General features: G+C 65.3%; 15 protein-coding genes. 2 read left to right on the top strand and 13 right to left on the bottom strand.

What is annotated here, in order from left to right; all coding sequences use genetic code 11:
- Positions 1-57: 57 nt before the first annotated feature.
- The 10 genes from K4G59_RS00280 to K4G59_RS00235 all read right to left on the bottom strand — a co-directional run bounded on the left by K4G59_RS00280 (position 58) and on the right by K4G59_RS00235 (position 12220).
- Positions 58-858: an MOSC domain-containing protein gene (locus K4G59_RS00280; RefSeq protein ID WP_231248497.1), complete on the bottom strand. Its 801-nt coding sequence runs from the start codon at positions 856-858 to the stop codon at positions 58-60.
- Positions 858-1265 carry a DMT family transporter gene (locus K4G59_RS00275; RefSeq protein ID WP_231248496.1) on the bottom strand — a complete coding sequence of 136 codons (408 nt, stop codon included), beginning with the start codon at positions 1263-1265 and terminating at the stop codon, positions 858-860. The genes K4G59_RS00280 and K4G59_RS00275 overlap by 1 nt, the downstream gene beginning before the upstream one ends.
- A 267-nt stretch (positions 1266-1532) precedes the next feature.
- The gene (locus K4G59_RS00270) at positions 1533-2708 is read right to left on the bottom strand and encodes a sugar ABC transporter substrate-binding protein (RefSeq protein WP_231248495.1); all 1176 of its coding nucleotides are present in this window, start codon (positions 2706-2708) and stop codon (positions 1533-1535) included.
- A 727-nt stretch (positions 2709-3435) separates the two neighbouring features.
- A complete protein-coding gene (locus K4G59_RS00265) occupies positions 3436-3915 on the bottom strand; it encodes a (2Fe-2S)-binding protein (RefSeq protein WP_308189313.1) in 480 nt (159 codons plus the stop codon).
- 8 nt (positions 3916-3923) lie between these two features.
- Entirely contained in the window at positions 3924-4817 is an 894-nt protein-coding gene (locus tag K4G59_RS00260) for an FAD binding domain-containing protein (RefSeq protein WP_231248493.1), read from the bottom strand.
- Between the two features lie 169 nt (positions 4818-4986).
- Positions 4987-6237: a PucR family transcriptional regulator gene (locus K4G59_RS00255; RefSeq protein WP_231248492.1), complete on the bottom strand. Its 1251-nt coding sequence runs from the start codon at positions 6235-6237 to the stop codon at positions 4987-4989.
- Positions 6238-6305: 68 nt separating this feature from the next.
- The gene (locus K4G59_RS00250) at positions 6306-7043 is read right to left on the bottom strand and encodes a DsbA family oxidoreductase (RefSeq protein ID WP_231248491.1); all 738 of its coding nucleotides are present in this window, start codon (positions 7041-7043) and stop codon (positions 6306-6308) included.
- Between the two features lie 2 nt (positions 7044-7045).
- Positions 7046-8122, bottom strand: a complete 1077-nt coding sequence (locus K4G59_RS00245; protein ID WP_231248490.1) for an ABC transporter permease — start codon at positions 8120-8122, stop codon at positions 7046-7048.
- Positions 8119-9660 carry a sugar ABC transporter ATP-binding protein gene (locus K4G59_RS00240; protein ID WP_231248489.1) on the bottom strand — a complete coding sequence of 514 codons (1542 nt, stop codon included), beginning with the start codon at positions 9658-9660 and terminating at the stop codon, positions 8119-8121. The genes K4G59_RS00245 and K4G59_RS00240 overlap by 4 nt, the downstream gene beginning before the upstream one ends.
- A 238-nt stretch (positions 9661-9898) precedes the next feature.
- Positions 9899-12220 (bottom strand): xanthine dehydrogenase family protein molybdopterin-binding subunit, encoded by a 2322-nt coding sequence (locus K4G59_RS00235; RefSeq protein ID WP_308189312.1) that lies wholly within the window; start codon positions 12218-12220, stop codon positions 9899-9901.
- Between the two features lie 281 nt (positions 12221-12501).
- Here K4G59_RS00235 and K4G59_RS00230 point away from each other — a divergent pair, with 281 nt between their 5' ends.
- Both K4G59_RS00230 and K4G59_RS00225 read left to right on the top strand, forming a co-directional pair.
- Positions 12502-13572, top strand: coding sequence for an alpha/beta hydrolase family protein (locus K4G59_RS00230; RefSeq protein WP_231248487.1), 1071 nt, complete (start codon positions 12502-12504; stop codon positions 13570-13572).
- A gap of 92 nt (positions 13573-13664) precedes the next feature.
- Positions 13665-14015, top strand: coding sequence for a cupin domain-containing protein (locus K4G59_RS00225; protein ID WP_231248486.1), 351 nt, complete (start codon positions 13665-13667; stop codon positions 14013-14015).
- A gap of 447 nt (positions 14016-14462) precedes the next feature.
- On the opposite strand, the gene K4G59_RS00220 is transcribed toward K4G59_RS00225, so the two are convergent.
- From K4G59_RS00220 to K4G59_RS00210, 3 genes are read right to left on the bottom strand one after another with little or no spacing between them, the layout of a single operon-like run.
- Positions 14463-15305, bottom strand: coding sequence for a carbon-nitrogen family hydrolase (locus K4G59_RS00220; RefSeq protein WP_231248485.1), 843 nt, complete (start codon positions 15303-15305; stop codon positions 14463-14465).
- The gene (locus K4G59_RS00215) at positions 15302-17707 is read right to left on the bottom strand and encodes a xanthine dehydrogenase family protein molybdopterin-binding subunit (protein WP_231248484.1); all 2406 of its coding nucleotides are present in this window, start codon (positions 17705-17707) and stop codon (positions 15302-15304) included. Before K4G59_RS00215 ends, K4G59_RS00220 begins: the two co-directional genes overlap by 4 nt.
- Positions 17704-18213, bottom strand: a complete 510-nt coding sequence (locus K4G59_RS00210) for a (2Fe-2S)-binding protein (RefSeq protein ID WP_231248483.1) — start codon at positions 18211-18213, stop codon at positions 17704-17706. The genes K4G59_RS00215 and K4G59_RS00210 overlap by 4 nt, the downstream gene beginning before the upstream one ends.
- Position 18214 lies beyond the last annotated feature (1 nt).

Raw genomic sequence — 18214 nt, 5'->3', positions numbered from 1 at the left:
TCCGTGTGACGGCTGAGGTGGGCCTGCGAGACGGGGAACGTCTCTGCGCAACAACCATCAGGTCAGCAGCGCAACCAGGTCCCCGACTCGCACAGAGCCCGTGGCAACGACCCTGGCGTACATGCCGAACAGGACGGCGGGACCCGCTTCACTAGGCGTGGCACCCCGCACTTCCCGGATTCTCCGTTGCACCTGGAGTGCGCGGTCGCCGTCATCTGGACGATGTTCGACAGCCACGCATCGCGGCACTCCGCCGATCACCCGCAGCTCGGCGTCTCCGACGGTCAGGACATGACCAGCCCATGAATCCTCACGATAGGGGGCGGGACCGAGATCGAGCGTCATGTTCAATCGGAAACGACGACCGTCCACTCGGCTGCCGTCGGCCTCGTGCCCCAGCGACTCGATCGAGGCTGTAGAGACGATGGTGACTGGGTGAACGTCACCTCCTCCGCCGGGATCAGCGCACTGAACCAGTCGCAGGTTGCGCCCGGCAAGTTCGGAGAACCATGCGTCCCATGGCCCTGGGGCCCACCTCCCGTCGACTGTGCGCTCGTCGAACTGGAACGGGCGGACAGGACCCCTGGGCAGCACTTCGGCTTCGACGTCGACAATGGCCCGCCTCCCCGACCGGAAGGTGTTGGCAACCGGATCGTAGGCGGTCCAACAGTCAAGGAAGACGGGATCCGTCGGCACCGAGTAGAGGCGCTCGTCGATGTCGACCAGGAAGAACTCGCGGTTTCCTGCGATCCCAGACGCTGTCACCTGGACGTGCTCGACCTCGCGCAGCGCGAACCCCTTGGTCGCGGTGGTGTACAGCTGTACGACCGTGCCGACCGCCTCAGGTTCCGGCATCATCAGTGCTTCTCGACCCAACGAGGTGTGGACCTACTGTCGCCTTGTTGTTCCACGACCCGACTGGCGTGTGCCGCCGACGAAACGTGGCGCGCACCGAGTTCGAGTGCAAGGACCCCTGCGATGATGAGCGCGATGCCCAAGATTTGGACGCTGGTGAGACGTTCGCCCAGGAATGTCGCGCCGATCGCGGCGATGGCCACGATGCCCGTCGCAGACCACAGTGCGTACACGACAGCGACGTCCATACCGCGCTGGAGCACCAAGGAGAGCAGGAAGAACGACAGCCCGTACCCGCCGAGCACGACGATGCTCGGCAGGAGCCTGCTGAAGCCCTCGGATGCTCGCAGCGACAAGGTGGCCATCACCTCGACGGCAATCGCCAGCCCGAGCAGCAAGTAGGTCACCATCGTGTCTCCGCCTTGCCCAGTGTCAGTTCATCATGTCCGAACAACCCCGAAGGTAGGGCGCTTCCCTACCGGCCGTCTGCCAGCGAGGTGTGGGAAACCGACGGCGCGCTTAGCGCATTCCGACAACCTTCAGCCCGTCGCTCGTGACCTACGTTCGATGCGGATGTCATCGAGACGTTCGCGACCATAGGTCCTGGTGCTTGCGACCTGGTCGGACGTCGGCGGGGGGACGCCACCACGAGTGACGTCCCCCCGACGCGGCGCATGTCAGGAAACGCCCCACATTGCCTTGTAGACCGGCTTGTAGTCGATGCCGACTGACCACGCCTCGCCCTCAGGCGGCAATCCGTTGTCGGCGTCGAAGACGGCGATGCCAACCCCTGACGGGCCCTGCTCCTCGCCCGCCAGCAGCCGGTTGATCATGTCGGCAGCAGCCCAGGTCTCGTAACCCATGTCGTAGGCGAAGCCCGCATCCTGACCTTGTCCCTTGCGGACGAGGTCGACGTTGGCGGGGAAGCCGCTGCCGGCGATGACGGCGAGCGAATCGTTGCGTCCCGACGCAAGGACCGCAGCTGAGCCGCCCGTGGTCATCAAGTCGTCGTAGGACAGTGCCATGCCGTTGGCGTTCGGGTTGCGCAGCAGAGCAGTCTCGATCTTCTCCTGAAGTGCGGGGCCGAAGTCCGCGATCTGTGCCTTGACCTCGGTGACCTTGCACGTGGGGCACTTTTCCTGCATGGCGGCCTGGAATCCCTCATGGATGGCGTTCGTGACAACCAGTTCGGGCACGCTGACTTCGATCACGTCTGCGTCTTCGCCGAGCTGCGCCAGGAGCCAGGTCGCCTGCGATTCGCCCATGGCCTTGGCCCAGTCGATGAAGGTGCCTTGGCTGAAGGCCAGCGTTTCGGCGAAGTAGGACTCGGCCTGCGGGTCCACGTCGGTGCAGTCTGCGGCCTCTTGGGAGACCACGGGGATGCCCGCTTTCTTGGCCTCAGCGAGCGCGGTCTCGGCGAGTGGGCAGTCGATGGAGTAGAGCCAGATGACGTCCGCCTTCTGCGAGATGGCCTGACGGATGCCCTCCTGGTACTCGGCGGGCTCGTACTTGCCGTCGAACACCGTGAGGTCCCAGCCGAGGAGATCAGCGACTTCTCGCGCGGCCTCTACCTGCTTGGTGCCTGTCGGGGATTGGACGCCGGAGACGATCACCGCGATCCGAGCCCCTCGTTGAGCCTCGGGTCCCTCGGCAGGTGGTTCGGCATAGCTCCCCTGCCCGTAGAATTCGGATTCCAGAGTCTTCGCAGCATCTTCGGCAATCTCGTCGCCGCCACTGCCACTGGCGGCAGGCGTATCGGACTCAGTGCTGCATGCCGCGCTCGTGGCCATCACGAGGAGCGCCAAGGAGACGCTGGCCAGCCGGCGGGCCGGCTTGTCGAATGTCGAACGCATTTTTCCTCTTTCGGTTACGTACAAGGCACGGGCGCGAACCCGTCTGACGTTGCGCGGCCCTCATGCCGAGAGTGGCCGTTGTCGTGAGAGGCAGTTGCGTGTCGAGGGGGCGCTTGGTGGGCGGAGGCCCTCGGGGAGCGACGTGCCTTCTTCTCTCCTTCTTGTGAGCGAGGCCGAGCAGGATCCGCATGGCCTCATTCGTGGTGCCGGCGGGGCCTCGTGAGCCCAGCGACACGGCCGAACCGTGTGACTTGGGGCTATCGTGGGAGTGGCTCCCATGCGCCTGTTGCCTGAATTGGACGAATTGACCTTGTGCGTGTGTGTCTCATGACAAACGGGCGGTAGCGGTGCCGCCGACGCAGTCGGTCCTTGCGGGGTCACGGGCGGACACCTCGGGCGAGGCGGGCTAGACAGGTACGGCTGGTGGACGAGCGGATGGTGGCCCAGGTCCATACGACGCGGCGGGCCGCCCCCTTCACTTGTCCAGTCCGTTCTCGGCGACCGCCACGCCTGGCAAGGAGCGCGCAACTCGAACGGTCCGCAGGCGGCAGCCGTTCCTGCCGACCGCTCGGCCCGTGCGGGAGCGCTCGAGGCGCGGGTGCGCTCAGACGGCACCGTGCGAGGTCAGCGGTACGCGTACACCGCTTGAAAGCTGGAACACGCCCGGACGAAGACCGCGGCGGCTTCCTAGCGACGCCTCTGCCGCGGCCGAGCCTCGGGCGTCCTGCTATGCCTCGGTTTCAGCGGAGTCGGCCATGTCGGCGGCCTCGTCGATCGCCTGGCGGGCCGCTTCGACGATCTGCTGATAGCCGGTGCAGCGACACAGGTTCCCCGAGATGACCTCGCGGATCTCATCGTCGCTGAGCCGACGGGCTTCGTTGTAGACCGGCAAGAGGGTCATCAGCATCCCGGGCGTGCAGAAGCCGCACTGGAGACCGTGGCACGCGGTGAATGCCTCCTGGAGTCCGTGCAGCTTCTGGTCGCAGGCAAGTCCTTCGACCGTGGTCAGTCGCCGGCCGTCGCTCTGGACGGCCAGCATGGTGCACGATCGCACAGGCTCGCCATCGAGGAGGACGGTGCAACTGCCACACACGCCGTGCTCACATCCCACGTTGGTGCCGGTCAGACCCAGCTCGTGGCGCAGGAAGTCCGAGAGAAGCATTCGCGGCTCGACGTCACGCTCGAATCCCTCACCGTTGACGGTCACACGAGTCTTCATGCGGTTCTCCTATCGGTTCCGGCGGGGTCGAGGTCGAACGCTTGGAGTAGCGCGCGCCGCAACGACTCGGCGACGACTGCGCGCCGGTACTCCCTCGTCCCGTGCACGTTGCTCTCCGGGTTGAGGTGTCCTTCGACGCGGGCGACCGCTTCTGACACAGCTGCTTCGTCAACGACACGATCGCGAAGTGCTTCATCCAGGCCCTCGGCTGACGTGGGGCCTGGGCCTGCTGCGATCAGGCCCGCGCGCACGTGCGTACAGCGGCCCCTCTCGTCGACGCGGGCGTTGACTGCTGCGCCCCCGATGGCGTAGTCGCCCTTACGGCGCGCGAATTCCGAGAACCCCCACCTGTTGAAGTGGGCGTGCCGGGGCAGCTCCACACCTGTCAGGAGTTCGCCGTGTCTGAGAGCGGTCTGGAAGTGTGAGCCGAAGAAGTCTCGGCACGGGATGCGTCGCTCGCCGTCTGCGGACCTGGTGACGATGGTTGCTCCGACAGCGAGGAGGACCGCCGGGAACTCGGCGGCGCTGTCGCTGTGCGCAATCGCACCGCCAAACGTCCCTCGATTGCGGACCTGTGAATGAGCGACCCATCCCGCCGCTTCGGAGAGGAGTGGAGCGTCCTGCTTGACGAGCGGAAGCTGGTGAATGTCTGAGTGACGGGTGAGTGCACCGATGTGGAGCACGTCGCCGGCCCGGTGAACGTCTCGAAGCTCGGCGAGGCGAGAGATGTCGACCAACAGAGTCGGGCTCGCAAACCGCAGACTGAGCAGCGGGATGAGACTCTGGCCGCCCGCGAGGAACTTCGCGTCCTCGTCCTGGCTGACGAGATTGATGGCGTGGTCCACCGATGTGGCGACCACGTACTCGAACGGCGGTGGCTTCACGGTCATCCCTCTCGTAGAGCGTCGATCGGATCCCACCGCTGGTGCGGGTCCGGCACGACGCCTGTTCCGACTGTCCGAACAGTCTGATCACTTCGTCACCGCGTGCCCATTGCGCAGTCAGGACAAAGGAGGGCGCCCGCTTGGTCGACAACGACAAGGGACGGTGGCGATCGACCTACGGGGCGGCGGCCTCGGGGTCTGGTCCCAGCCCGGCGTCCGCGTGGACGTCGAGATCACGCAGGTCCGCACTCGACACCTGACTCAGAAGGTCGGCCAGCCGAAGCGCAACGGCCAGCTCGTCGCGGCGAGCGCTGATGGTCACGCCGAGTCGGGACTCGATCGAGCGAAGTCGATACGCGACCGTCCGTTCGTGGACATGGATGGCCTGCGCCGTCGAGGCCGCGTTCTGTCCAGACCGGAAGTAGGCACGCAAGGTGGACTTGAGCAGCTCCCCCCGCGGATCGTCATCGTCGTGGAGCGGGCCTAGCTCGCGCGACACGAAGTCCTGAACGGCCTGCCGGTCTTTGAGCATCAATGCCTCGAGTGCCACATCGCCGTACGCGACGACATCTGCGGACCGCAGCTTGCCTACCCTGTACGCCTGCCAGGCCTGTCGATGACTCAGCCGGAAGCCATCGACCCCGTGTGACACCTCGCCCAAGGCAAGGTGAGTCTCGCGCATCGCCCGGGCGGCCTCAGGTCGCTCATCGAGGACTCGCTTCAACGATGATGAACCCAACCAGCCGAGGTACGTCCCGGACGTTCCGCTCACCGTCAGATGCCTTGCGTCCAGACTGACCGCCAGCGCTCGGATGTTTGCTTCGGGCGAGCGCCCCCACGCCACCACCGCAAGATGTTCTGTGCGCAGGCTGTAGCCGAGCTGCTGAACGTCAGCCGGCATCCCACGCAGGATGTCGCTGACCACTGCGCGCCGCTTCCTGTCTTGACTCCGGAAGAAGTAGGCGTTGTGTTCAGCCTGGTAGGCCGCGATGACCGCTTCGGTCACCTTGTTGTTCCAGCCGTACTGATAATCCGATGCCTGTCGAAGGACAGCCATACGTCTTTCGTCGACTTCGACTACACGCAGGGTTTCTTCCAGGATGACGTCCCACAGAATCGACTGACCGACCCTGTAGGTGCGCAGCAACGAGTGGAGGTCGATTCCGGCCTGAGCAGCAATCCGAGCCTCTTGGAGTGCTGCATCCGAAGGACGGTCGGGCGGCCGTCGCCCGTCGGCGAGGCCGTCGACGATGCTGGTCAGAGCTGAGAGGACGCTGGACCGCTCGGCTTCGTTGTAGACCGGATCGTCCTTCTCATAGATCTCGGGGACTTCTTGCGCTGATGTCCTCTCGATCGCCGAAACGAGCTCGGGGATACGCGCACGGACCGCGTTCGCCACGACCTGCAGGTCGGTCTCGATCGTCATGCATGAATCCTAGGCGCCGACTTCACGAGCGTACCGGAGCTGCGGAACACGAGGATTCGCACAACGCCTCAAGACGCTAGGACAGCGTCGATGGCCTCGTCCGCCCACTTCTCGTCGTACTCCTCGAAGCGGGGGAAACCCTCACCTGGGCGCGCGGTCCAGTGGTAGCGCACGCCGGGATTGTGTTCGGCGTAGTGGTCCTTGACGAAGAGGTGGGGACTGCCCTGCACGGGTAGCGCTGCCGCCGTATGCCAGTGAGTGAATACCTCTGCATAGCCTCTGCCCTGCTCGAGCGCCGACTCCAGTGCAGGCAGGTATAGGGAAGGACATCCTGCAGCAGCCGCGAGGATCTCGGAGTGGACGCTGATCGACCGGCCGTGGATGTAGAACGCCTGCCGCAGCGCGTGGTCCAGCTCGTCGCTGGCGCGCAGTCCCCCGACGCTGAGCTTCTTCGCCGCCTGGACGGCTGCCATGGCTGGCACCGTCGAGACCACATACTGCCAGTCGGGCGCAGTCCAGGGCTGCCAGCCGAGGGCTGGCACCAGTCCAGCGATGGCAGTCACCTCGACATCGATGATCCCTTTCGGCGTACCGCGCTTGTTGAAGAGCTCCAACGGGAATGCGCGATGGTCGATGGCCACGTCGATGTCTCGTTGCAGCACTCGGGAACGCAACGTGTGCAAGGCGAGGCTGGCCCACGGACAGCCGATGTCCGACCAGACCGTGATGACGCCATCGGTCGCGTTGACCAGCGTCGGATCCTGGAAGGGGTCCCCAGGATTCTCGGCTGCACTCGTGGCCGTCATGGTCAGGTAGTCCGTCGGCGGTACAGCACGGTGGCCAGCGCGACCCCGGCGATGAGCGCGCCACCGTTCACGTAGTCGTTCACATAAGGATCGACCCCGGCCAGGCTGAGCCCGTTGTTGAGCACCGCCAGGAAGTAGACGGCGATGATCGTGCCCCACACGTTGAACCGGCCCGGTCGCACCGAGGCCGCGCTGAGGAAGGCAGCCGCGAAGGCGGGCAGGAGGAACGTCGCTCCGACGTTGGGCGACGCGCCGCCGGCGCGCGAGACGTACAGAAGTCCGCCCAGCGCGCACAGGAGCGCCCCGACGACAAACGTCGCTGCGCGCAGCCCGTCGGTCCGCAGACCCACCAGCTTCGCAGCGTCCATGTTCGACCCGACCGCGTAGATCTGACGGCCGAGGGACGTGTGATTGAGGACGAAGTAGGTGATCGCGGCAATGACGAGCAGGGTGATGAAGATGACCGGGACACCGGCGACGAGTCCGGTTCCGAAGTTGGTCAGGGACTGCGGGATGTCGCTCGCTGGTGCCAGGCCGCCGGTCCGCTGCAAGATGATGCCACCGAGAATCGTCGACATGCCCAACGTGGTGATGACGCCGTTGACGTGAAGGCGCGTGACGACGAGGGCGTTGGCTCCCCCGACCACCACTCCGATCGCAAGAACGACCGCCACCGCGCCGAGCACGCTTCCGTTGGAGGAAACTGACGCAGCGACCATGATCGCGGACAGCCCGGCGATGTTGCCGACCGAGAGGTCGAACTCCTGGCAGAGGAGCGGGAGCAGCGTCCCCAGCGAGATGACTCCGATGACGGCCTGGCTCGCGAGCAGGATCCGCATGTTGGCCAACGTCGGGAATGTTGACGACGTCTCGGGCCAGAAGCAGAAGAACAACGCGATCACGACCAGAATGACCAACAGGGCGTAGGACTCGAGGAAGTCGACGAAGCGTGCCTTGCCCGTGCGTGCGCGGGCGGCCTTCCGCTTCTGCTCCGCCTCGGCGGTGCCGACAGGAGCGGGCAGCGCCTCTGCGTCCGGAGACGCAGCGGGCACGTTGGCGGTGTCTTGGGTGTGACTCATAGTGCCTTCTCCTGTGCGTACACGATGTCGTTGAGGATGTCCTCGGTCAGGGGCCCGTCGACGCTGTCGACGACCTCGCCGCCGCTGACGACTACGGCTCGTTGAGCCAGCGCTGCCAGCTCTCCGAAATCGGATGAGACCACCAGCACGGCCGTCCCAGCCGACGCAGCTGCGCGCACCAGCTCATGGATCTCGTTGCGAGCACCGATGTCGACGCCCTGGGTCGGCTCGTCGAGCAGCAGGACGTCGGGACGACGTTGCAGCCACCTTGCGAGGATCACCTTCTGTTGGTTTCCACCTGACAGAGCCGTCAAGGGGGCTCTGGTGCTCGGGGCACGAACACCGAACTCGTTGATCAGCCGCTGGGCAGCCTTGCGCTCCCGCGCAGGACGGATCCAACCCACTCGGGAGTGTTCGCTGAGCGAGGTGATCGACAGGTTCTCTGCGATGCTGAGCTCGGGCAAGGCAGCTTCGCGCAAGCGGTTCTCCGGCACGAAGGCCAGACCGCGCTTCATTGCAGTCCTCATGTCGGAGGGCGGCACCGTGCCAGATCGGACCGTCACGTCGAAGTCATCTCGGGGAGTCGCGCCGAAGATCTGCTTGAGCATGCGCGAGCGACCCGACCCGAGGAGCCCTGCGATCCCGACGATCTCGCCGGCGCGGACCAGCAACCTCTCGTCGGTAGTACCGTTCGGCGTCCGACGACTGAGAGTAAGCGCCGTCTCTCGGAAGCCTGCGCTCTGCGACAGGTGGACCCGGCTCGCGATCACATCGTTGCTGCGCCGCGAACCTCCCTGCTTGGATGAGGGAGATGATCCGGTGATTCCCGCAACCAGGGTGTCGTGGCTGATCTCCGCGCCGGTCAGGCGCGAGGCAACACAGCCATTGCGCAGAACCGTCACCTCGTTGGTGATGGCTGTGACCTCTTCGAGGCGGTGCGAGACGTAGATGATCGTCTGGCCGTCGGCGGCGTACCGTCGCAGGGCCGTGAGGAGAACGTCGACCTCGTGCTTCGGCAGACTGGCGGTCGGCTCGTCCAGGACCAGCACGCCGCGCTCGTCGGTGTCATCTTGATCCTGGAGCGCCCGAGCGATGGCGACCATCATCTGCGCTGCCGGTGACAGGCGGACCAGGTGGGCGTCGGCGGCGACGTCGATCTCGAACCGGTCCAGGACCTGCCTGGCCCGCGCCTTCTGAGCGTGCCAATTGATGGACTTGACGGCGGTCGACTCGAAGCCGCGACCAAGCGCGAGGTTCTCCGCGACCGTGAGGTCCGGGAAGGTCGAGTTCTGCTGGTGGACGAAGTGGAGCCCGGATGCCTTGGCACGCGCAGGCGTGTGCGACCGTGCATCGATCCATCCACCCTTCAGCGACAGTCTCCCCTCGTCGGGGGTGACGACGCCGGCCAGCATCTTGATCAACGTCGACTTCCCTGACCCGTTGCCGCCCATCAGGCCGTGGATCGCGCCACCCGTCACCTCCAGGGAGACCCTGTCGAGAGCACGGGTGGCTCCGTAGGTCTTGCTGACGTCCTGCACAGCGAGCGCAACTCTCCTCGCTCGCTCGACCTCCGTGAGGTTCGTCGCAGTCTGTTCGTTCATTGGCACTCCTGAGGTGGCAGCTGTGCACCTGGGTCCGCTGCGTGGTTCGGCCTTCAACGCCGTCGGGGCCTTGCGGGCCGCGAAGACGAGCCACTGTGGACCTTTTACGCCGAGTTGGACTAGTTGGTTTCAGACAATGCGAGAGGACCCTTTGACGTGTTCCGGGTGTCGTGCCTCACACCGTGTCCGCTTCGTCGGCGGGCGGCGTGGGGTGGGTCCGCCGCCAGAGCGTTTCCGGCGGGACGGGCACCTTGATCGTGCGTACTCCCTCGCCGAAGGCGTCGTCGATGGCACCGGCCACGGCTGCGCCCACAGCGATGAGGCCGACCTCACCCAACCCCTTTGCTCCGAACGGGTTGTTGGGCGTCGGAGCGTCCTCTGTCATGAAGAAGTCGACGTCAGGCACGTCGAGGGAGGTCGGCAGAAGGTAGTCCATGAAGGACGTCGCCAGCGGCTGACCGGCATCGTCGTAGAGGAACTCCTCATAGAGGGCGCCGCCGATGCCTTGTGCCGCTGCGCCGATCACTTGGCCGCGGGTGGTCATCGGATTGATGGCTCGTCCGGCTTCGGTGCTGGTGAGGAAGCGCCTCAGGGTGTGACCGCCGGTCGCCGGGTCGATCTCGATCTGAACGAGCGTGACCCCGTATGGGTAGTTCATGTGCTCATCCAGGTAGACCGCCTGCGCGCCGAGACCCGGCTCGTCGTTGGCCAACCTGGCCGACCACCCATCCCAACGCTCGGCGATCTGCGCCAGACTCAAGCCCTCCTGCTCCAGACCGGACACCACGATGCGGCCGTCGATGAGGACCAGGTCGTCAACGTTCGCCTCAAGCATCTCGCTGGCGAGCCGCTTGGCCTTGGCAAGCGTGTCGAGAGCAGCCTGGCGCGCGGCTCCTCCGGCCAGGACGGTGGACCGACTGGACCATGAACCGACGCCCTCTGGTACGAGCTCGGTATCGCCATGGATGACATCGATCAGCTGCGGGTCAACTTGGAGCTCCTCCGCAACGATCTGCGCCAAGACGGTTTCGATGCCCTGGCCGACGGATGAGGCGCCTGTTCGAACTCGGATCCGTCCCGACGCGTCCACGTCGATGGCGCTGGTCTCGTACAAGCCGAGGCCGGCCTTGTCCATCAGCATGCCGATGCCGTTGCCGACGAGTCGGCCCTGCGCTCGTAGTTCCGCGGCCTCCTTCTCCCATTCGTCGAAGTGTGCCGATGCAAGTGCCTTGTCCAAGTGGTCGACGACGTCACCCGAGTCGAAGTGGTACGGCTCAAAACAGATGTCCATGCCCGGCGTGAACGGGAGGTCGGCTTCGGTCAACAGGTTGCGTCGGCGGATCTCGACCTGGGAGATGCCGATCTGCTCGGCAGCGAGGTCGAACAGTCGCTCGCGCGCGAAGGTTCCTTCGAACCTGCCTGGGGCACGGTATGCGGACAGAGGTGTCTTGTTCGAGACCACGACGTGCAAGAGACCGTCATAGGCCGGCACGCGGTAGGGGCCCGGGACCATCCCGACAGTGATGTCACTGACGAGGGGCTCCGCCTGTCGGATGAAGGCACCGTGGTTGTGCCAGATCTCGTCCTTCAACGCCAGGAGGACGCCGTCGGCGTCGAAGGCTGCGGACATCTCATGGACCTGTTCGCGAGCGTGCGCGTTCGCCACCATGTGCTCGAGACGGTCTTCGGTCCATTTGACCGGGCGTCCCAATCGCATCGCTGCCCAACCGACCATGATGTATTCAGGGAAGACCCCACCCTTCACACCGAAGTTGCCTCCGATGTCGACATGCTTCATTCGCAGGTCAGCGAGCGGCAGCTCAAGGACCTGAGCGATCAGGCGCTGACAGTCGTGGGTGTGGACCGGGCCCCACATGAACAGCTGCTTGCGTCCACGGTCGGGCTCAGCGATACAACCCCTGGTCTCCATCGGGACACCAGAATGGCGCCCGACCACGTATCGGCCCTCGACGATGTGCGCAGCCTTCCCGAAGGCGCCGGCAACGTCGCCGTACTGCTTCACGATCCGCACAGCCTCGTTCGACTGCCCTTCGAAGAGCGGTTCGGCCTCGTCGGTCATCGCGTACTGCGGATCGAGCACAGGAGGCAGAAGGTCGTAGGTCACCTCCACCAAGCCGGCGGCATCCTCCGCCAGGTAAGGCGTGTCAGCGATGACTGCGGCAACCGGTTGTCCTACGTATCGGACGCGGTCACCCGCGAAGACCGGGTGCAGATAGTCATCGATCTGGGGGTAGACCTCGTGATACCCGATTTGTTCGAGCGGGACCTCAGCGTCGATGTCCTCGGCCGTGATGACGAGCCGCACGCCCGGTGCGCGTCTGGCAGCAGAGGCGTCCACAGAGACAACGAGCGCATGCGCCTCAGATGAACGCACCACGCTCATGTACAGCTGCCCATGGAGGTCCACGTCGTCCACGAATCGTGCATCACCCCGCAGGAGGCGAGGGTCCTCGCGGCGACGCACTGGCTGTCCCACGTATCGCTTAGCTGAAGGGCCGAGGCCGCCGGAAGCGCCAGGTCTACTCACTGCTCGTCCTCACTCGTGTGCGATGTATCGAGACACGAAGTGTCGCCACGCACGGAACGCTTGCGCTGCTCGCAGGCGGGACAAGCGCAACCGCACTATGGGCAGAACATGTACATGTGACCTCCAGTTGCTAGGTGGGCGGCAAAGAATTGCTCAGGTTTCGCGGAACATGTAGACGGCTGGCGTTCGTGCAGTCGGGAGGATGCTGGCTCCCGACCTATGGAGAAGAGATGACGACCGAGACCCCGCATGTCCCGACGGCAGAAGAAGAGATGCTGAACTGGGGCCGCCTACTGATGGACGGTCTGCCGTTCGCCGACCTCTTGGCCGCGCAGCGTCGGGACGCGGCCACGTCGTGGTTCGACTTCTGGATGGCGAAGGCCGACGAGTACGAGGCCATGGGCGATACGGCCCTCGAGGAGGGCAACGACCTCACCGCAGGCTACTGGTTCTGGGTCGGATCGATGGCCGCTCAGTACGCACAGTTCCTGTGGTTCGACGAGCGACGCCCGAGGGGCCAACTCCGAAAGGCGGGCCTCTACCACCGAGCCGCTCCCCTGCTCGACCCGCCGGCCGAGCGCGTCGACCTGCCGATCGACGACACCGTGATCATCGGCTACCTGCGCCTGCCTAAGGGAGCTGACGGCCCGGTCCCGTGCGCGGTGCTGCTCGGCGGCCTCGAAAGCACGAAGGAGGAGAGCTACATGTTCGAGAATCTACTCCTCGAGCGTGGCGTCGCCACCTTCACCTTCGACGGCCCCGGCCAGGGTGAGATGTTCGAAGACGTAGCGCTGGCCGGTGACTATCACCGCTACACCTCACGGGTAGTCGACTACCTCGAGACGCTGGAGGCGAAAATCGACCGGGACCGGATTGGCGTTCTGGGTCGCAGCCTCGGTGGACATTACGCGCTCCGCGCTGCCTCGATGGACGACCGTTTCCGTGCGTGTGTCACCTGGGGGGGTTTCGTCCAGATGGACGACTGGGACTTCGAGTACCCCATGACGAAGCTCAGCTGGCAGTACGTCACCAAGTCGCCCGATCTCGACACCGCGCAGGCCCGCGTCCGGGAGCACATCGACGTGCGCCCCGTACTGGCCGGGCTGAAGGTCCCCACCTACGTCATGCACGGCGCTAAGGACGAGACGCCCATCACGGAACTGGACCTCCTCCAGGAGTACGCAGTCAACGCCGAGATCGTCATCGATCTCGAGCCTGAGGGCGATCACTGCTGCCACAACCTCGGCCCCGCCCCGCGTCTACGCATGGCGGACTGGCTCGCTAACCAGCTCCGCCTTTGAGCCGGCTCCGCGCGGCGTTCGCGACCGCAGCGCCGCGCGGGCCACACCACACCCATCACAGCAGCACGAGGCTGCAGAACGGTAGGACCAGAATGGATGAGATCAAGGCTGTCGAGTCGGGGACCGTCGAGCTTGAGACGTGGCAGCCCGACGGCGTCACTATTCATGAAGGAGATCCCGAGGGTCGCGGGTTCACCCTCTTCGAGAACTACGAAGGCGGCGCTCGGGCGACCGGCGTCTTCGAGTGTGAGCCCTCAAAGACGACCTACGAGCTGGAGTACAACGAGATCATCTACGTCCTTGAGGGCGAGGTCACCATCGAGCTCGAGAACGGCTCGCGCGTCGACCTGAAGGCAGGCATGCAGGCCTTCCTCCCTGCCGGTCACGTCTCTACCTGGACCTTCCACACGAAGTTCCGTGAGGTCTGGGTTCTCGCGGACTGAACGGCACCGCGCATCCTCGCCGCCCCGGTCATCACAGGTGACCGGGGCGGCTGCCGTCGGGCGACCAAACCACCGGCCCTGGGGACAATCGCAGGAGAGGGGTCAACGGGGGATGCGCCTGGATCGTTGCTACACCAGTCGGCCCCGCATCGGCGTGGCCGCGCACCACGACAGCGCACGCCGCGGGTAGCGGCGCAGTCAGGCCACGCCATGCCGGCGCTCTGCCGACTCCGATCCACCCGCGACCGCTATGACGCCTTGCTCGCGCGAACTGCGGGCGGTCAGTGACTCAGGTGTTCCTTCGCGGGCGGCACGAGACCCTCATGAAGCCACAACATGGACGAACCGCCAGGTCAACAAGTAGGGCTCACAGCCGCTCGTGGCACGCACGCGCCCACATCGTGCCGCCAGCGCCACGTTACCGACCCGACAAGATGCGCCGACTGCTCACATCCGGCGGTCGGCCAAGACCGGGAAGTTCGCCCTGACTGACGCGACGAGACTCAGATCGATATCGGCGAACAGGACGCCCTCGTCGGCGCCCAGCTCGGCTACGACCTCGCCTGTCGGCGAGACGACCTGGGAGTGGCCTCCCATCTCGATACCGCTGTGAGTTCCTGCGGTATTGCACTGCAGCACCCACGTCTGATTCTCGAGAGCTCGGGCTCGCCCCAGCAGCCTCCAGTGCTCGACCCTGGGCATCGGCCAGGCCGCCGGGAGGACGATGACGTCGACACCGAGGTTGCCCAGCTCACGGAAGAGTTCTGGGAACCGGAGGTCGTAGCAGGTCGCTAGGCCGATGCGGTCGGCTCTGCCGGCGTGCGCGAGCTCGGCGACGGCGAGTTCCGTCCCCGCCTCCAGCAGGCGCGGTTCGCCGTCACCGAAACCGAAACGGTGGATCTTGCGATACGTCTTGTGGACGGTTCCGTGTGGCGAGAGCAGCACAGAGGTGTTCCACAGTCCGCGTCCCTCGGCGCCTTGATCGCCGTTCTCTGCCGCTCTTTCGATGATCGATCCGGCGTGGAGCCAGACGCCAGCATCGCGGGCGACCGCGGTCATCTGCTCGATGATGGGACCGTTGATCGGCTCGGCCGTCGTTTCCCACGTTGCAGAGGCAAATCCGCCATGAGCCCAGAGCTCCGGAAGCACCACCAAGTCTGCGCGTTCGAGTCCACGAATCCACTGGCTGACGCGCTCGACCCGATCAGCCAAGGGCTCGTCGTCGCCGTACGCCACCTGGAGTAGGGCGACGCGCAGCCTGTGGGGGCCCGTCCCAACCACTCCGGTCACAGACCTTCGTCCGGACCGGAGGCAGTCGTTGCAACTGACATCGCATCCAGCACCTTCTCGGGCGTCAGAGGCAGGTCGCGCAGCACCACGCCGAACGGGGAGAGGGCGTCGTTGACAGCGTTCAGGACGGCCGCTGGAGCCGCGATCAGACCCGACTCACCCATCCCCTTCACACCCGAAGCCGAGTGTGAGGAAGGCGTCTCGAGATGGTGAATCTCGAACGGCGGCGCGACGTCCATGGTGGGCAGCCCATAGTCGAGGAAAGTGGTCGTGAGGATCTGACCTGACTCGTCGTACGCGAGTTCCTCGAACACCGATGCGCCGATGCCCTGCAAGACCCCACCTCGGATCTGTCCCTCAACGATGTTGGGGTTGATGACTGTGCCGCAGTCCTCGACGGAGTAGATCTTCTCGAAACGCACAAACCCGGTCTCGGCTTCGAGTTCGACCAGGATCGCGTGGCCCCCGTTGCTGAACATCGCCTGAGACGGGTCGTAGGCCTGCGTCGCCTCGAGGCTCGGCTCAAAGTCCTTGGGCCAGGAGTCGAGGTCGAAGTAGATAGCGGTGGCCACGTCGGCGATGGACACGGATGCGTCTGACACGCCCTTGACCGACGCGAGACCGTCGACCAACTCGATGTCGTCAGTCGCCGCTTCCAACATGTGGGCGGCTACCTGCCGCACCTTTTCCCTGACGACATCTGCGGCTCGTGCCACGGCCCCACCCGCGACGACTGCGCCACGGCTGCCAATGGTGCCCGAGCCGTAGGCATGGTCCGTCGACCGCGCTGTCTGGACGCTGACGTCCTCAACCTTGATCCCCAAGGTGTCGGCTGCCATCTGAGCCATCGTCGTTGCGAGCCCCTGGCCCTGCGCGGAGAGACCGATGGTCACGTTGGCGGTCCCGTTGGGATTCAGACGGACCGTCGCTGTGTCGTGGTAGACGTCGCCGAGCCCATGCTCGAGACTGGTCGCCGAACTCTCGCCGCTGCTCTCCACGAAGCAGCTGAGGCCAAGTCCGATGTATCGGCCCTGCTCGCGCAGTTGGGCCTGGCGATGCAGGAAAGCCGGGTAGTCGACCATCTCCTCGAGCGCGTCGATCGTCTGCCGCCAGCTTCCCTCCTGGTAGACGATGCCCTGCGGATTGGTCCACGGGAACTCACGCACGACGTTGTGTCGGCGGAAATCGAAGGGCGACATTCCCAGCGCACGGGCGGCATCGTCGGCGAGACACTCGCGGGCGAATGTCCCTGCCATGTAGCCGACGCCGCGGTAAGCGCCGACAGGCGTCTTGTTGGTGGCTGCGGCCTTGTAGGTGTACTCCGCAGCGGGCACGTCATAGATACCGGTGGGTGTCATGACCACGGCGCACCAGGGCTCTACGGCCATGGACCACGGGGGCATGTGGTAGGCGCCTCCGTCACCAAGAGCGTGCGTACGGACTCCGGTGATTTTTCCCTCAGCGTCGAGCGCATAGGCGATGTCGACGTATTGCTCGTGTGCATGGGCGCCGGCGATGAGGTTCTCTCGTCGGTCCTCGATCCACTTGACGGGCCGGCCGACTTCTCTCGCGAGGAGCGGCAGCAACATCTCTTCGGGATAGACGTGTGCTTTCATGCCGAACCCGCCGCCGGTGTCGGGAGTGATGACTTCGACGCTCTGCTCCGGGAAACCGAGGTAGGCGGTCAGCATGTACTTGAGGTAATGCGGCATCTGAGTGTTCGACCACAGGCGAAGCGTCTTCGACGCCCACTCGTAGTCGGCGATGACGCCGCGAGTCTCCATGGGTGCCGCCGACACCCGGCAGGTGTAGAACCGCCCCTCCACGATTTGAGCGGCCTGGTCGAATGCCGCTGAGACATCGCCAAAGCTGGCGCCCCCGTTGAGTCCGAGGTTGTCGGGCAGTTGCGGGTTTGCCACAGGCCCGCCGGCGGCCGCCGCGTCCATGTTGATGACGGCAGGCAGCTCCTCGAAGTCCCAGTCGATCAGCTCGCAGGCATCCTCTGCCGCGTAGCGCGATTCAGCGACGACCACGGCGACAGGCTCACCGACGTACAGCACTTCGTCGCCCGCAAGCAGCGGCATCGTGGTTGGGACGCAGCCTTCGACTGCCATCTCACCGACCAGGCCCTCGCAGAATGCGGCCACGTCCTTCCCGGACCACGCCAGTGCGACACCATCCGCGTCACGGATCGCGGACAAGTCGATGTTGGTGATGCGCGCGTGTGCCACAGGACTGCGTACGAACGCCACGTGCAGTTGGCGTGGCAGGTCGATGTCGGCGATGAACTCGCCACGCCCGGTGAGAAGGCGAGGGTCTTCGGACCGCAGCACCCGGGTTCCGACGGATCGAGCAGCCACGGCCGGCGTGCTCATGTGCTGGTGCTTGTCGAGCTTCTTCACTGGTCGCCTCCGTTCGTGACGTTCTGACCCTCGGCCGCCGCCTGTTCGATCGCCGAGACGATGGTCTGGTAGCCGGTACACCGACACAGCGAGCCCGAAACCGTCTCGACGATGTCGTCTCGTGTCGGGGTGGGGTTCTCCTCCAGCAACGCCGTTGCCGTCATGAGGAAGCCGGCCGTGCAGAAGCCGCACTGGAGTCCGTGCTGCTCACGGAACGCGCGCTGAAGGGTGTTCAGCTCCTGGCCCTCGGCGAGGCTCTCGACGGTGCGGATCTGGCGACCCTCCGCCTGCACGGCGAGGGTGAGGCACGATCGCGCCGGCAAGTCGTCGAGCAGCACCGTACATGCGCCGCACACTCCGTGCTCGCAGCCGAGCTTGGTGCCGGGCAGTTGCGCATCCTCGCGGATGAAGTCCGCCAGCGTTCGGCGTGCTTCTACCGTTGAGCGGTAGCGGCGGCCATTGATCGTCATGGAGACGTCCAGGCGCTCCTCGGGGGTGGTGGACACG

The sequence above is a fragment of the Nocardioides furvisabuli genome, from assembly GCF_021083185.1.
GTDB classification, from domain to species: domain Bacteria; phylum Actinomycetota; class Actinomycetes; order Propionibacteriales; family Nocardioidaceae; genus Nocardioides; species Nocardioides furvisabuli.
This window is presented reverse-complemented; position numbering and strand designations above follow the sequence as displayed.